Source organism: Prevotella nigrescens, assembly GCF_031191185.1.
Taxonomy (GTDB): Bacteria; Bacteroidota; Bacteroidia; order Bacteroidales; family Bacteroidaceae; genus Prevotella; species Prevotella nigrescens.
On sequence record NZ_CP133465.1, the window covers coordinates 1,406,684 to 1,421,152 of the forward strand.

Annotated in this window: 15 protein-coding genes; 13 read left to right on the forward strand and 2 right to left on the reverse strand. The window is 39.6% G+C overall.

The genetic code is table 11. The features are described 5' to 3' along the window. Positions 1-3: 3 nt before the first annotated feature. From RDV52_RS08205 to RDV52_RS08265, 13 genes are all read left to right on the forward strand, one after another. Positions 4-351, forward strand: a complete 348-nt coding sequence (locus RDV52_RS08205) for a DNA-directed RNA polymerase subunit omega (protein ID WP_004362153.1) — start codon at positions 4-6, stop codon at positions 349-351. Then, on the forward strand, positions 348-800 hold the full coding sequence (locus tag RDV52_RS08210) for a DUF4293 domain-containing protein (protein ID WP_004366127.1): 453 nt from the start codon (positions 348-350) through the stop codon (positions 798-800). Before RDV52_RS08205 ends, RDV52_RS08210 begins: the two co-directional genes overlap by 4 nt. A 104-nt stretch (positions 801-904) precedes the next feature. After that, positions 905-1,891 carry an HU domain-containing protein gene (locus tag RDV52_RS08215; protein ID WP_004366126.1) on the forward strand — a complete coding sequence of 329 codons (987 nt, stop codon included), beginning with the start codon at positions 905-907 and terminating at the stop codon, positions 1,889-1,891. Then, entirely contained in the window at positions 1,888-2,418 is a 531-nt protein-coding gene (locus tag RDV52_RS08220; RefSeq protein WP_004362158.1) for an FHA domain-containing protein, read from the forward strand. The genes RDV52_RS08215 and RDV52_RS08220 overlap by 4 nt, the downstream gene beginning before the upstream one ends. A 641-nt stretch (positions 2,419-3,059) precedes the next feature. Then, the gene (gene pfkA / locus RDV52_RS08225; RefSeq protein ID WP_004362160.1) at positions 3,060-4,037 is read left to right on the forward strand and encodes a 6-phosphofructokinase; all 978 of its coding nucleotides are present in this window, start codon (positions 3,060-3,062) and stop codon (positions 4,035-4,037) included. 39 nt (positions 4,038-4,076) lie between these two features. Beyond that, on the forward strand, positions 4,077-5,609 hold the full coding sequence (gene atpD / locus RDV52_RS08230; RefSeq protein WP_004362162.1) for a F0F1 ATP synthase subunit beta: 1,533 nt from the start codon (positions 4,077-4,079) through the stop codon (positions 5,607-5,609). Positions 5,610-5,633: 24 nt separating this feature from the next. Further along, a complete protein-coding gene (locus RDV52_RS08235) occupies positions 5,634-5,873 on the forward strand; it encodes a F0F1 ATP synthase subunit epsilon (protein ID WP_004366124.1) in 240 nt (79 codons plus the stop codon). 463 nt (positions 5,874-6,336) lie between these two features. Beyond that, positions 6,337-7,449 (forward strand): F0F1 ATP synthase subunit A, encoded by a 1,113-nt coding sequence (gene atpB, locus RDV52_RS08240; protein WP_004366123.1) that lies wholly within the window; start codon positions 6,337-6,339, stop codon positions 7,447-7,449. Between the two features lie 69 nt (positions 7,450-7,518). Next, positions 7,519-7,761, forward strand: coding sequence for an ATP synthase F0 subunit C (gene atpE / locus RDV52_RS08245; protein ID WP_004362169.1), 243 nt, complete (start codon positions 7,519-7,521; stop codon positions 7,759-7,761). Positions 7,762-7,824: 63 nt separating this feature from the next. Beyond that, entirely contained in the window at positions 7,825-8,319 is a 495-nt protein-coding gene (gene atpF, locus RDV52_RS08250; RefSeq protein WP_004362171.1) for a F0F1 ATP synthase subunit B, read from the forward strand. A 16-nt stretch (positions 8,320-8,335) separates the two neighbouring features. Next, the gene (locus tag RDV52_RS08255) at positions 8,336-8,872 is read left to right on the forward strand and encodes a F0F1 ATP synthase subunit delta (RefSeq protein WP_004366122.1); all 537 of its coding nucleotides are present in this window, start codon (positions 8,336-8,338) and stop codon (positions 8,870-8,872) included. A 9-nt stretch (positions 8,873-8,881) separates the two neighbouring features. Next, a complete protein-coding gene (gene atpA, locus RDV52_RS08260) occupies positions 8,882-10,465 on the forward strand; it encodes a F0F1 ATP synthase subunit alpha (RefSeq protein ID WP_004366121.1) in 1,584 nt (527 codons plus the stop codon). 10 nt (positions 10,466-10,475) lie between these two features. Further along, complete coding sequence (locus RDV52_RS08265) at positions 10,476-11,453, forward strand: F0F1 ATP synthase subunit gamma (RefSeq protein ID WP_004362177.1); 978 nt, start codon at positions 10,476-10,478, stop codon at positions 11,451-11,453. A gap of 297 nt (positions 11,454-11,750) precedes the next feature. On the opposite strand, the gene hutI is transcribed toward RDV52_RS08265, so the two are convergent. After that, a complete protein-coding gene (gene hutI, locus RDV52_RS08270) occupies positions 11,751-12,995 on the reverse strand; it encodes an imidazolonepropionase (protein WP_004366119.1) in 1,245 nt (414 codons plus the stop codon). Next, complete coding sequence (gene hutH, locus RDV52_RS08275) at positions 12,992-14,467, reverse strand: histidine ammonia-lyase (RefSeq protein WP_004366117.1); 1,476 nt, start codon at positions 14,465-14,467, stop codon at positions 12,992-12,994. Before hutH ends, hutI begins: the two co-directional genes overlap by 4 nt. Positions 14,468-14,469: the final 2 nt, after the last annotated feature.

Below are 14,469 nucleotides of genomic sequence, written 5' to 3' on the forward strand. Positions count from 1 at the left end.
TAAATGGATTACAAGAAATCTAAGGCACCAGTAAATACCATTACTCGTGATGTGGTTGAACTTTGGGCAGAGACTGATAACATATATGAAAGTGTTGCAATCATAGCCAAACGTGCTAATCAAATCTCAGTTGAGATTAAGCAAGATCTTAGTAAGAAACTTGCGGAATTTGCTTCTTATAGCGATTCTTTAGAAGAAGTCTTTGAGAATCGTGAGCAGATAGAAATTAGTCGGTATTATGAGAAGCTTCCTAAACCTACATTGTTAGCAACTCAAGAATTTTTGGAGGGTAATATTTATTGGCGTGATCCTTCAAAAGATAATATAGAAGGCGAAGAATTTCAAGCATGATACAGAGAAAACAGACTATCTTTCTTTTCTTGTCATTTGTTATACTCATTATTTGTCTTTGTATGCCCATAGGCTCTATAGACGCTAATGGAATGCTCCCAGCAAATAAAATGACAAATCTATGGATAGTAAGTGCAAATGGAGTGAAAGATTTTAAGGTGTGGCCATTGTTTGCAATCTTGCTCGCAACGCTTCCCTTGCATTTATTTACAATTATAGATTATAAGAAAAGAAAGCGACAGGCAGCGTTCTGTGTTTTTATTATATTGCTTATAGTTCTATGGTTCCTTGCATATTTGCTAATCAGTCAAATTATATTAGGCGACCTTAAATACCATATTGATTTTACTTCGTTTTTACCTTGTATCTCTATTGTTCTGTTAATATTGGCAAGACGGGCTATTAAAGCAGACGAGGCGCTTGTTCGTGCTGCCGATAGAATAAGGTAATCGGAGAAATCCACACATAAAAACTTATTATCCGAAATGGTAATAAGTTTTTTATCGTATTTAGATTTTGGTGCTTAAAGGGAAAATCCGTAAATTTGCAAACAATGCTAAGAATTGACCGACATATCGAAATATTATTATTGGAGAATGATTGTATCATTGTTCCTGGACTTGGTGGCTTTGTTGCCTATTACAGCGAGGCTTCCTATGATGAAACTGAGAATCTCTATCTTCCGCCTTGTCGTATCGTCGGATTCAATCCTGTGTTAAAAATGAACGACTCCCTGCTGGCACAATCATATATCGAAACCTACGATTTAAGTTATCCGGAAGCAGTTCGGGAAATTGAATTAGAAGTAAATCATATACTTGACAATTTAGCAGAAGTTGGATATTTTGAAATAGGCGGACTTGGAACTCTTAAACGCGAAGGGGTTGATAAAATAGCATTCGAACCTGACGAAGGAGGCTTATTGACACCTAAATATTATGCACTTAGTTGTTTCGAATTAAGAAAGTTCAATGACTTAGCAGATGCTTTACCCAAGAATAATCCAGTAGACAAGTTAGGAAAGAAACCACATACTTTCTATATCGACACAGACAATGACGGCGAAAAGAAATTAAATGTCAGCATCAAACTGATAAAAGATGTTGCGGTTGCCGCATTCTTAATTTCGTTTGTTTTTATTGTTGGATTTACAGCAGAAAAACATTCTAAGATTGTGCCGCAAGAGATTAAAAGTGGCATATTGTGCAACATTTTTAATCCAAACGGCTTAAATAAGAACCGACAAAATATTCATGTTTCCAATAAACCTGTAAAAAACAAGACTTCTGCCCTGGCTCCACAATTTTATTGGAGTCTGGTTCTTGCAAGCCATGTAACAGAAAGCAATGCAAATGCTTTTATGAAGAAACTCCGCCATGATGGCTTTAAAGAGGCACACATTTATAAAGGTTCAGGAGGCCTAAAAGTTATATATGGGCGATATAAAAGTGCTCAATTAGCAGCAGACAAACTGGCAAATCTTAGAGGAAATAGAAATTTTGGACAAGCCTGGATTTTAAAAATAGAAAACGAAATATGAAAAAAATACGTTGTCCAAAATGCAAGAACTTCATAATCTTTGACGAGACAAAATATACAGTAGGACAAAGACTCTCTTTCTGTTGTCCTGCCTGCAGAAAACAGTTTGGAATTAAATACGGAGCTTCTTCAAATAAAAATACTCAAGCCCTTGATGAACCCTCCGAAGAGATTAATAGCAATTCTTACGAATATGGTTCTTTGTATGTTATTGAAAATGTCTTTCATTACAAACAAATATTGCCATTACAGTTGGGAAAGAATATTATCGGGCGTTATATGAAAGGAAATCCTATTAATTGCCCAATTGAAACCGATGATCCAAGTATCGATATGACGCATTGCTGCATTAATGTAACAAGAAATAAGAAAGGAGTGTTAGAGTATGAGTTAAAAGACGGTCCTTCGTATACAGGGACATTTGTTGATAATGAAATTTTAGAAGATAACGAACGGCGGAAGATTTCAAACGGAACTCTTTTTACTATTGGAGCAACAAGTATAATTCTCCGCACAAAAGAAGAATAGCAAAATTTATCTACAATTTCTTTTGAATAATGTTTTAGCATTTGCATTTTATGGGCAGATTCCTAAAAAATAAACTTTGATGGATTTTTATTTTAGGCGAGTAGATTTTGCCTTCTTCTTGAAAAGCATGGCGGGTTATGATGCCTACATAGATTTCTTAAAAAATCCTTATATAATTGAAAATCGCTAAAATACCAATAAGCGACAGCTTGGTTCCTGACGCAGCGCATACATGAGACTTTCACAAAATGAACTGTTTGTTGGCGGAAGGGACAAGAACCGTTATTGGAATAAAAGCAAAGAAATGCCAAGGCAGATTTTTTGTAGATAAAGTTCCTGTATTAGATATGCTTGGACGTGGTGGTAGGGTTATTTACACAGTAGTTCGAAATACATCTTACAAACAACTTATCGCCCCAATACTTAGAAGTGAAAAAAGAAATGTTATACTCTATATGATATGGTGAATGGGTGGGGTATAGAACAGACGTTTATTGTGGTGAGGCTATATCTAAATGTTTGAGGAAAAGAAATTCAATAGTTTACAAAAATAAGTCGGGAAGTTCTTGGTATTATGAAAAGTTTTATTAACTTTGTGCCAAATTTGAATACTACGATTTATACAAGGCAGAAATAAAGGTATGGCAAACGTTAAAACAATAGGTATTTTGACCTCGGGTGGCGATGCCCCAGGTATGAATGCTGCTGTCAGAGCCGTTACACGTGCTGGAATTTATTATGGCTTTTCCATCAAAGGAATTTATCGAGGATATGATGGGTTGCTTGCAGGAGAAATACAAACATTTACAACAGAAAATGTCAGTGGTATTATTTGTGAAGGTGGAACAATTTTGAAAACTGCCCGTTCTAAGGCTTTTATGACCAAGGAAGGAAGGAAGAAAGCCTATGAGAATATTGTAAAAGAGGGAATAGATGCGCTTGTCGTAATTGGAGGTAATGGCTCTTTGACAGGGGCTATGCTTTTTGCACAAGAATACGATTTTTGTTGTATAGGTCTACCAGGGACAATAGACAATGACCTCTACGGAACTGACAGTACAATCGGTTATGATACTACATTGAATACCATTATAGAATGTGTAGACAGGATACGCGATACGGCTGAAAGCCACGAACGTATCTTTTTCGTAGAAGTTATGGGGCGCGATGCAGGTTTTCTTGCACAAAACTCTGCGATAGCAAGTGGTGCCGAGGCTGCAATTATCCCAGAAGACTCAACCGATGTAGATCAATTATCTCAATTTATGGAACGTGGTATTCGAAAATCAAAGCGGAGTTGTATTGTCATAGTCTCAGAAAGTCCAAAGTGCGGTGCAATGTATTATGCTAATCGTGTAAAAAAGGAATTTCCAGGCTTCGATGTAAGGGTTTCAATACTCGGACATTTGCAAAGAGGTGGACGACCTTCTGCAAGAGATAGAATTTTAGCAAGCCGGACAGGTTATGGTGCCATAGAAGCTATTATGCAAGGACAACGAAATATCATGATAGGAATTCACAACGACTCTGTTGTTTATATCCCTCTTTCCGAAGCAATTCGATCTGATAAACCTTTTGATAAGAAATTAATTAAGGTTTTAGATGTACTCAGTATATAATAAATGTAGTTAGATTAAACAATAAATAAAAATAAACATATGTCACAGATTAATGGACGCATTTCTCAAATTATTGGGCCAGTTATAGACGTTTACTTTGATGTAAAAGGAGAAGATCCGGAAAAAGTTCTTCCACGAATCTATGATGCTCTTCGCGTAAAGAGACCTGATAATGAAGACGACTTAATAATAGAGGTGCACCAACACATCGGTGAAGACACTGTACGATGTGTAGCAATGGATAATACCGAAGGACTACAACGCGATTTAGAAGTTATTCCAACAGGAAGTCCTATTGTTATGCCAGCGGGTGAACAAATTAAGGGTCGAATGATGAACGTTATAGGTAAACCCATTGATGGAATGGATTCCCTTAATATGAAAGGTGCTTATCCTATTCATCGTGAACCACCTAAATTTGATGATTTGTCTACACAAAAAGAAATGTTGGCGACAGGAATCAAAGTTATCGATCTACTTGAGCCATATATGAAAGGTGGTAAGATTGGATTGTTTGGTGGCGCTGGTGTTGGTAAGACTGTACTTATTATGGAACTTATCAATAATATAGCAAAAGGACATAACGGATATTCAGTATTTGCTGGTGTAGGTGAACGAACTCGTGAAGGAAACGACCTAATTCGGGATATGCTTGAGTCGGGCGTTATTCGTTATGGTGAGAAGTTCCGAAAGGCTATGGACGAGGGAAAATGGGATCTCTCACTTATCGATAAAGAAGAATTAAAGAAGTCACAAGCTACACTTGTGTACGGTCAAATGAATGAACCCCCTGGTGCACGTGCATCAGTTGCTCTTTCTGGTCTTACTGTAGCAGAAGAATTCCGTGATCATGGAGGTAAAGATGGCGAGGCTGCGGATATAATGTTCTTTATAGATAATATCTTCCGTTTTACACAGGCAGGATCTGAAGTTTCTGCACTTTTAGGACGTATGCCTTCTGCTGTTGGATATCAGCCGACACTTGCCAGCGAAATGGGAACAATGCAGGAACGTATTACTTCTACTAAAAAAGGTTCTATTACATCTGTACAGGCTGTATATGTACCTGCAGATGACTTGACTGACCCTGCTCCTGCAACAACATTCACACACTTGGATGCAACTACCGAACTGAGCCGTAAAATTACCGAGTTGGGTATTTATCCTGCTGTAGATCCTTTAGGAAGTACATCACGTATTCTTGATCCATTAGTCGTTGGCAAAGAACATTATGAATGTGCACAGCGCGTAAAACAACTATTGCAGCATTATAACGAGCTACAAGATATCATTGCTATCTTGGGTATGGACGAATTATCTGACGAAGATAGATTGGTTGTAAACAGAGCACGTCGTGTACAACGTTTCTTATCTCAACCATTTACTGTTGCAGAACAGTTTACTGGGATACCTGGTGTGATGGTACCAATTGAGGAAACTATCAAAGGATTCAACGCTATCTTGAATGGAGAAGTTGATGATCTACCTGAACAAGCTTTCCTTAATGTCGGAACTATCGAAGATGCAAAAGAAAAGGCTAAAAAACTTCTTGAAGCAGCTAAGACTAATTAATATAACGGACAGAAATAGGCTACAATGTTATTTTTAACGATTATATCGCCCGAAAGAATCCTTTTTAGAGGAGAGGTAGAGAATGTCTTGGTTCCGGGTGAAATGGGAGAATTCGAAATCCTTACAAATCACGCTCCTATTATTTCAACATTATTAGAAGGGCGTGTCATTTACACCATTGGTTCTGAGAAGAAGTTGATTACAATAACTGGTGGCTTTGTAGAGGTTAAGAGGAATGAAGTTAATCTTTGCGTTGAGTTATAACTTTTAATCGATGATATTGACATATCTCCTTAAACATATTTGGTTCTATGAATATTGCTAAAATCGAAAAGAATTATAATAAAATAAATCTTTGGCTTATAGTAGTATTTACTTTGATAGGTTTAACAATGGCTCAGGTCTTGTTGCAATCGAATATGATAACCCCATTGATAATTAGCTCAATATTCTTCATAATAACAAACAAGATATACGGTAAAGCATGGAAATATTTTGCAACTAATTCTCCAATGGTCTTAGGAAAATTCTATCTCATAGGGTCTATGTTGAGAATGTTTCTTGCAGTCATCGTAGCTTTTATCGGAATACTTATCTTTCGTGGAAATAATGAAAAGGTTCTTACGTTTGTGATCGTGTTCTCATCTTACTATATATCGACAATGTTTTTGGATTGTGTATATTTCTTTTGCATTGAAAAAAATAATAAAACAAATAATAAGACAATATGAAATTTACTAAGCGAGTACTTCTCTTGTTATTCTTATTTACTGCACCTATATTGACATTTGCACGAGATATGTCGAAGAAAGAAAATGTAGATGTGAAAGAGATATTGTGGGGACACATAAAGGACTCTTACGAATGGCATATCACAGACTTAGGCTCTGAAGGCAATTTTCACCCATTAGTAATCCACCTCCCTATAATAGTTAAATCATCTACAGGGTGGCATATCTTTAGCAGTAGTATGTTCTCAGAAGAAAGAGATGCCAATGGAGATAGGCCAGGTCCTTATAACCTTGTTATCAAAAATGGAAATGATAAGGCGAATCCTAATCTAATTGTAGAGAAGATAGGAGGCAAAGAAATACGTCCTGTTGATATTTCTATAACGAAAGTAGTTTGCACTGTCTTTATAGATGGAATATTGCTTCTTCTTGTAATATTAATACCAGCATATTGGTGTCGTAAGCATAAGATAGACGACCCTGCTCCAAGAGGGTTTATTGGTTTAATGCATATGTTCATTATGAATATCTACGACGAAGTTATAAAGCCTTGTTTAGGTGATGACACGCCAAAGTATGCTCCTTGGCTACTTACATGTTTCTTCTTTATCTTCTTTGCAAATCTTATGGGATTAGTCCCATTCCCCCCAGGAGGAGGCAATTTAACAGGTAATATAACTTGTACATTCTTCTTGGGAACATGCACTTTTCTTATCACTAACTTCACAGGAACAAAAGAATATTGGAAGGAAATATTTTGGCCGGATGTTCCTACTTGGATGAAATTCCCAATACCATTAATGCCAATTATTGAGCTCTTTGGTATATTCACAAAACCTCTAGCCTTAATTGTCCGACTTTTTGCCAATATGTTTGCAGGACACGCAATAGCACTATGTTTTTGTGCCATCATATTTATAATGTTTAGTATTTCCAATAATGCCTTAGTAAATTGGAGTGCAGGAACTAGTATGTCGATCATTGGTGTACTTCTAAGTATATTTATGATGTTGCTTGAGATTCTTGTTAGTTATATTCAGGCATTAGTGTTCACTATGTTGAGTGCCGTATTCATTTCACAGGCACATGTAAAAGAGCATAAAGCTTAATAAAAAGGATATAATATAAATAAAAATAGAATACAAATAAAATTAATAATAAATTAAAAATTAAAGATTATGTTATCATTATTATTAGCAGATGTTGCTATCGCAAAATTAGGAGCTGCCATTGGTGCAGGTTTAGTTGCTATCGGAACTGGTTTAGGAATTGGACGTATTGGCGGTCAAGCAATGGATGCCATGGCACGTCAGCCAGAGAAAATAGGTGATCTCCGTTCTTCTATGATTATTGCCGCAGCTCTGATAGAAGGTGTAGCCTTCTTGGCCGTAATTGTATCAATCCTTGCAATCGTAATGTAATTATGGATAATACGTGTAATCCACGTAATATCTGATTAAGTTTAGAAAGAATAAAACCAGCGTATGGATTTATTAGTTCCCAATAGTGGACTACTTTTCTGGTTGACTCTCGTCTTCCTTGTTGTAGCATTTATTGTTATAAAGTTTGGTTTCCCTGTTATTATCAATATGGTAAACGAACGTAAGGAATATATTGATGAAAGTCTTCGTAGGGCACATGTAGCCAATGAAAAGTTATCTAATATTCAAAAAGAAGGTGAATCCGTCATACAACAAGCACGTGAAAAGCAAGCGCTTCTATTAAGAGAAGCGACTGCTACACGTGATATTATAGTCGGGAAAGCACAAGATAAAGCGAATGAAGAGAGTACACGTATCATTGCAGAGGCGAGATTAGAAATTGCTAATGAGAAGCAAAATGCTTTTAACGATATTCGTGGACAAGTAGCAGAACTTAGTGTTAAAGTTGCAGAGAAAATTCTTCGAGAACAACTTTCTGACGAAAAGAAACAGATGGAGTTGATAGAGAAATTGCTGGATAATGTTTCTTCCCAGTAACTAAACGATTAGAACTATGGATATTGGGACAATCTCTGTTCGCTATGCACGTGCGCTTCTAAAAGGGGCTACAATGGCTCAGCAAGAAGATAAAGTTTATGAGGAGATGCAAAAGTTATTCAGTAGCTATACTGAATTTCCACAATTACACTTTACAATGGATAACCCAATGCTGTCTAAAGAAAAGAAGCAAGAGTTATTAGAGATTGCAAGTGGCAACGATGTTAGTGCTCTCTTAAAGACCTTTTTTGTTCTTGTTTTAAAAGAGAAACGCGAAGGAATTTTACAATTCATCGCAAGCTCTTATATGACGCTATATAGGAAACAGAAGAATATTATTCAGGGAAAACTTATAACTGCAGTTCCAGTTTCCCCTATCATTGAAGAGAAAATGAAAAAATTGGTACGTTCAAACGTAGGTGGAAACGTAGAATTCAATGCAACAATAGAACCTGATATAATTGGTGGCTTCATTCTTGAATACGATACATATAGAATGGATGCAAGCGTGAAGACAAAATTAAATTCAGTCCTCACACAATTAAAGAAATAGAAATAAAATATGTCGAATAAGATAAAACCAAGTGAAGTGTCTGATGTCCTTTTGAAGGCACTCCAGAGCGTTAATGCAGAAGAGAAGTTTGATGAGGTTGGTACAGTGCTGACTGTCAGCGATGGTGTTGCTCGTATTTATGGTCTTCGTAACGCTGAGGCAAATGAACTTTTAGAGTTTGAAGATGGCACAATGGCCATTGTCATGAACTTAGAAGAGGATAATGTCGGCTGTATTCTCCTTGGCGCAACTACAGATATTAAAGAAGGGCAAACGGTTAAGCGTACGCATCGCATAGCCTCTATTCGTGTTAATGATAATTTTTTAGGACGTGTTGTAAATCCTCTTGGTCAAGCTATCGATGGTAAAGGCGATATTGATCTGTCAGAAGCATTTGAAATGCCATTAGATCGTAAAGCACCTGGTGTTATATATCGTCAACCAGTAAAAGAGCCACTACAGACAGGTTTGAAAGCTGTCGATTCGATGATTCCTATTGGACGCGGTCAGCGTGAGCTCATTATCGGTGATCGTCAGACAGGAAAAACTGCTATTGCCGTTGATACGATTATAAATCAAAAATCAGCGTACGAAAAAGGAAATCCCGTATATTGCATTTATGTTGCGATTGGTCAAAAGGCCTCTACCGTAGCAAATCTTGTTCAAATATTACGCGACAATGGTGCCTTGCCTTATACAATTATTGTAAGTGCTACGGCTGCCGATCCTGCTGCTATGCAGTATTATGCTCCTTTTGCGGGTGCTGCGATAGGCGAATATTTCCGCGACCGTGGATACTCGGCACTTGTAGTTTATGATGACTTGTCAAAGCAGGCAGTTGCTTATCGCGAAGTTTCGTTGATTCTTCGACGTCCTTCTGGACGTGAGGCCTATCCAGGCGATGTTTTCTATCTACATTCTCGCCTGTTAGAGCGTGCTGCACGAATTAACAATCAACAGGAAATTGCAGAGCAAATGAACGACCTTCCTGAATGTATGAAAGGGAAAGTTAAAGGTGGAGGTTCGCTAACTGCTCTTCCAATTATAGAAACACAGGCAGGAGATGTTTCAGCCTACATACCTACTAATGTAATTTCCATTACTGACGGACAAATATATTTAGAGACCGATTTGTTCAACCAAGGTTTCCGCCCTGCTATTAATGTTGGTATTTCTGTCTCTCGTGTAGGTGGATCTGCACAAGTGAAAAGTATGAAGAAAGTTGCAGGAACGTTAAAGATTGATATGGCTCAGTACCGCGAGTTGGAAGCATTCTCAAAGTTCTCTTCAGACATGGATAAGGTTACTGCTATGACCTTGGACAGAGGCCGAAAGAACAACCAATTACTGATACAAGCACAATATTCACCAATGCCAGTCGGCGAACAGATTGCAATTCTTTATTGCGGTGTCCATGGTTTGTTGCATGCTGTTCCCGTAGAGAAAGTTTGTGAATGTCAGAACCAATTCTTAGAAGATATGCGTAATGTGCATAAAGATATCATAGACAACCTTGCTTCTGGCGAACTTCGCGATGATGATGTCAAGACCATCGAAGAAGTAATGAGTAACATAACTGCGCAATATAAATAGAATCAAGTAAATGCCATCTTTAAAAGAAATAAAGAATCGAATTGCCAGTGTCAATAGCACTCGTAAAATTACGAGTGCTATGAAGATGGTAGCTTCAAGCAAACTTCACCATGCCCAGGTTGCAATAGAGAATATGCTTCCGTACGAAAGTTTGCTCGAACATATTTTGAAAGCGTTTTTAGTATCAACGCCCGACACGAGCACTCCATTTAGCGAGAACCGAGAAATCAAGCGGATTGCTCTGCTTGTTTTCTCTTCTAACAGTTCTCTGTGTGGCGGATTTAATACGAATATTATTAAAATGCTCCAAAGCACCGTGAACGACTATCTGGCAAAGGGTATAGCAAAAGACAATATCATTATCTATCCAATTGGACGCAAGGTAGCAGAAAAGGTTACCAAGATGGGACTTAAAAGTGCAGGAACCTTTTTAGAACTTGCCGAGAAGCCTAATTCTGAAGAATGTAGAGCCATTGCTGTTGAGATTGAGAAGATGTGGCTTGACAATGATATTGACAGAGTGGAAATGATTTATCACCACTTTAAGAGTGCAGGAAGTCAGATTCTTACACGCAAGACCTACCTGCCAATAGATTTGGAGACGGAGTTGAGCCTCGATAAGGAACGCGATTTAACTTCGAACATCGCAACAAAGAAAGCACAAGAATATCTAAAGAAGCATGGACGGAATGCACACTCTGAAGACAAAGAAGAAATAATAAGACCACTGAACGATGATTTTATTGTAGAACCAGACCTAAAAACAGTCTTAACTTCTTTGATTCCAAAGTTGCTCCACTTAATGGTATACACAGCCTTATTAGATAATAATGCATCAGAACATGCAGCCCGGATGGTAGCTATGCAATCAGCAACCGACAATGCAGATGAATTGCTTCGTGGTCTGAAATTACAGTATAATAAATCTCGTCAAGCTGCAATTACTTCTGAATTGCTTGATATTGTAGGAGGTTCTATTAACAATTAATTTTCCTTATCATATAAAACCCTCACCAGTTATTGGTGAGGGTTTTGTGTTTTAGTTAGTTCATTATTGATACTACCCATCTATCTCATTTTTACCCGGAAAGGTTCATTAGGCTTCCAATCTGCCGATTTCAGGTAAGACTTTTTCCCAGCCGAGACCATAAGGTTATGATTGGTAATAGCAAAGCCCAAGAATAAAGTGCTATTGAAAAGGTGTGCTTTTCTTGTTTGCCAAGATAGGATAGGGGAAAACAATATCCCACTGCTGCAAGTGCGGGCAGTGGGATTTTGTGTATGTTTATAGCGCATATTCTTCGCCATTGAGGAATACTCGGCGAATAATAGGTGTGGTGTATGCGTAAGGGATAAAGTCGATTGACGGAATAGGGTCGGTAATGTAGAAGTTGGCTACCTTACCCACGGTGATAGAGCCGTACTCTTCGCTCAGTCCCATTGCGTAAGCAGAGTTGATGGTTGCTGCATTGATGGCTTCGGCAGGCATCAGGCGCATCTTGATACACGCCAATGATACGGCAAACTTCATATCACCCGATGGTGTAGAACCTGGGTTGTAGTCGGAAGCAATTGCCATTGGGAGTCCTGCGTCAATCATCTTTCTGCCTGGTGCGAATGGCATATTCAGGAAGAACGATGTTCCGGGCAAAGCGGTTGGCATAGTTTCAGCGTCTTTTAGCAGTTCTATATCGTGGTCGTCCATCGCTTCAAGGTGGTCTACGGAGAGGGCGTTGCATTCAACACCTACTTCTACACCGCCTGAAACAGCAAGTTCTTCGCCGTGAATTTTACCGCGTAGACCATATTTTGCACCCGCTTGGAGCAGGCGTCGCGTTTCGTCTGGAGTGAAGAAACCTTCGTCGCAGAACACGTCTATGAAGTCGGCAAGACCTTCTTCTGCCACGGCAGGCAACATATCGTTGATGATGTGGTCTACATATTCGGCTTGGCGACCGGCATATTCACGACCGACAGCGTGCGCACCGAGGAAGTTGGCAACGACCTTGACAGGAGCAGTCTCCTTTATGCGACGAATAACACGCAGCATCTTCAGCTCGTCTTCAAGATTCAAGCCGTAGCCGCTCTTTATTTCCATCGCACCCGTACCTTTGCGAATAACTTCGTCTACTCGCTTCATTGCCTGTTCGTAGAGTTCCTCTTCCGAAAGTTCGTGCAGGCGGTCGGCAGAATTGAGGATACCGCCACCACGCTTTGCAATTTCTGCATAGCTTAAGCCACGGATTTTATCTACAAATTCGCCTTCTCTGCTGCCAGCATAAACAACGTGTGTGTGGGAATCGCAGAACGAAGGCATAACGGTTCCGCCTTCTGCATCTATAACCAATGTGCTGCGTCCTACTTGCGGCGTGTCAATGCGTGGGCCGTAAGAAACGATGCGACCGTTTTCTACATAAAGGTAAGCATTTTCAATGGTGTCTAGTTGGGACATTTCAGCCCCTCGCAGGCATCGTTTACCTTCGTGTCCGATGCCTGCCAGTATGCCGATATTTGTTACTAAGAGTTTCATTTGCGGAGGAAATCTACTGACTTAGCAATGTGTGGTGCCATGAATTGGTCGTTTTCAACGAATGGCACAACCTTACGATAAGCCTCGAAGATAGCTTCGATGGCAGGAGAAGACTTCAATGGGCGACGGAATTCGAGTGCCTGTGCCGCATTGAGAAGCTCGATAGCGAGTACACGCTCTGTATTCAGCACTACTTGATAGAGCTTTGTAGCTGCGTTCGCACCCATGCTGACGTGGTCTTCTTGTCCTTGTGAAGAAGGAATGCTATCGGCAGAAGCAGGTGTACAGTACATCTTGCTCTGGCTAACGATAGAAGCAGCAGTGTATTGTGGAATCATGAAACCACTGTTCACGCCTGGTTTAGCTACCAAGAAACTTGGAAGGTCGCGTGTGCCAGATACGAGTTTGTAGATACGACGCTCTGAAATGTTGCTGAGTTCGCAAAGTGCAATGGCAAGGAAGTCCATTGGTTGCGCGATAGGTTCGCCGTGGAAGTTGCCCGCAGAGATAACGAGGTCTTCGTCTGGACAAACGGTTGGGTTGTCGGTAGCTGCGTTTACTTCAATGTCGATTACAGATTTCACGTAGCGTATGGTGTCTTTTGATGCGCCGTGAACCTGTGGCATACAACGGAAAGAGTAAGGGTCTTGCACGTTTACCTTTGGCTGCTTGATGAGTTCGCTGCCTTCGAGCAACTCACGAATGCGGGCAGCTGTTTCAATTTGTCCTTGGTGAGGACGAACAGCATGTACGGCGTGTGTGAATGGTTCGATACGACCATCGTAAGCTTCGAGCGACATTGTACCAATCTTGTCTGCCCAATCGCTCAGTCGTTCTGCTTGGAGCAAGCACCAAACAGCAAATGAGTTCATGTTCTGTGTACCGTTGAGCAATGCCAAACCTTCTTTTGAAACGAGCTGGATAGGTTGCCAGTTCATCTTCTTCAGCATTTCCTCGCCTGAAACAACCTCACCGTTCATTTCTACACTGCCAATACCCAAGAGTGGCAAGCATAGGTGAGCCAACGGAACGAGGTCGCCCGATGCACCGAGTGAGCCTTGCATATAAACAACAGGGTAAATATCGTTGTTGAAGAAATCAATCAGACGCTCTACTGTTGCCAATTGGCAGCCAGAAAAACCGTAGCTTAGCGACTGAATCTTGAGCAGCAACATAATCTTTACGATTTCGTTTGGCACACGGTCGCCAACACCACAGGCGTGCGACATCATAAGGTTCTTCTGAAGGTCAGAGAGTTGTTGCTTGTCGATAGAGATTTTGCACAACGAACCGAAGCCCGTTGTAACGCCATAGATAGGCTTGTCTGATGATTCTATCTTCTTGTCCAAGTATTCACGGCAACGAACAATGCGGTTGCGTGCGTCGTCAGAAAGTTCGAGTTTAATGTTGTTTTCAATGATTTCACCAATTCTTTCAATAGAGAGGTGTTCTGCACTTATCTTATGTGTCATAA

Coding starts and splice junctions, on each gene's coding strand:
- RDV52_RS08205 (WP_004362153.1), top strand. CDS start 4: ATGGATTACAAGAAATCTAAGGCACCAGTAAATACCATTACTCGTGAT.
- hutH (WP_004366117.1), bottom strand. CDS start 14,467: ATGACACATAAGATAAGTGCAGAACACCTCTCTATTGAAAGAATTGGT.
- RDV52_RS08215 (WP_004366126.1), top strand. CDS start 905: ATGCTAAGAATTGACCGACATATCGAAATATTATTATTGGAGAATGAT.
- RDV52_RS08210 (WP_004366127.1), top strand. CDS start 348: ATGATACAGAGAAAACAGACTATCTTTCTTTTCTTGTCATTTGTTATA.
- atpD (WP_004362162.1), top strand. CDS start 4,077: ATGTCACAGATTAATGGACGCATTTCTCAAATTATTGGGCCAGTTATA.
- hutI (WP_004366119.1), bottom strand. CDS start 12,995: ATGAAACTCTTAGTAACAAATATCGGCATACTGGCAGGCATCGGACAC.
- pfkA (WP_004362160.1), top strand. CDS start 3,060: ATGGCAAACGTTAAAACAATAGGTATTTTGACCTCGGGTGGCGATGCC.
- RDV52_RS08255 (WP_004366122.1), top strand. CDS start 8,336: ATGGATATTGGGACAATCTCTGTTCGCTATGCACGTGCGCTTCTAAAA.
- RDV52_RS08235 (WP_004366124.1), top strand. CDS start 5,634: ATGTTATTTTTAACGATTATATCGCCCGAAAGAATCCTTTTTAGAGGA.
- RDV52_RS08265 (WP_004362177.1), top strand. CDS start 10,476: ATGCCATCTTTAAAAGAAATAAAGAATCGAATTGCCAGTGTCAATAGC.
- atpA (WP_004366121.1), top strand. CDS start 8,882: ATGTCGAATAAGATAAAACCAAGTGAAGTGTCTGATGTCCTTTTGAAG.
- RDV52_RS08220 (WP_004362158.1), top strand. CDS start 1,888: ATGAAAAAAATACGTTGTCCAAAATGCAAGAACTTCATAATCTTTGAC.
- atpE (WP_004362169.1), top strand. CDS start 7,519: ATGTTATCATTATTATTAGCAGATGTTGCTATCGCAAAATTAGGAGCT.
- atpF (WP_004362171.1), top strand. CDS start 7,825: ATGGATTTATTAGTTCCCAATAGTGGACTACTTTTCTGGTTGACTCTC.
- atpB (WP_004366123.1), top strand. CDS start 6,337: ATGAAATTTACTAAGCGAGTACTTCTCTTGTTATTCTTATTTACTGCA.